Consider the following 497-nt stretch of genomic DNA (forward strand, 5'->3'; position numbering starts at 1 on the left):
CTTCGCGAATCGATATTGGAAATTTCTCGCGTGATGACGCCATCGCGCTCCAGTCGCCTCAGTATGCCCGTAAGGCTGGGATGAAGAATGCAGCATTGCTTCGCGATTTGCCCAGGCCCGAGCCCGTCCGCATCGTCGTGCGCAAGAACGGAAATAATCCGCCATTGCTGCTCCGTCAGCGAAAACTCGTTGAGAATCGAGCGAATCGGAGCCAGCAATATCTCTCGCACCTGGAGAAGGCTTATTAACAAACCGTGAACATTGCACATATAAAATAATCCCTTACAGCGTGGCGGCGGACATGACTGCGACAACGCGATCGACGCCGGCGTCATGGCGGAGCCGGTGACGCACCTGAATCCGTGAATTGGTTTGATTGCCTACGCGCGAAATGCCGGGGGCGATCCAGCCCGGCAGGCTGTCATGCCGTAACCGTGTGGAAACACCGGGCAACGCCCCATGCGACTGCGATGCGCCTGCTGCACGCCAGCGGGGTT

The 497-nt window shown here is 57.7% G+C and carries 2 protein-coding genes; both read right to left on the reverse strand.

All coding sequences use genetic code 11. From position 1 onward, the window contains the following. Nucleotides 1-269, reverse strand: a 269-nt coding sequence (locus HWX22_RS31475; protein ID WP_175917014.1) for a MarR family transcriptional regulator, incomplete at its 3' end; no start/stop codon positions are given. Nucleotides 270-282: 13 nt separating this feature from the next. Beyond that, nucleotides 283-497 (reverse strand): hypothetical protein (locus HWX22_RS31850; protein WP_208456640.1); only part of this gene is annotated, 215 nt, incomplete at its 5' end.

The sequence above is a fragment of the Burkholderia sp. BCC1638 genome (genome assembly GCF_902833195.1).
Classification (GTDB): domain Bacteria; phylum Pseudomonadota; class Gammaproteobacteria; order Burkholderiales; family Burkholderiaceae; genus Burkholderia; species Burkholderia diffusa.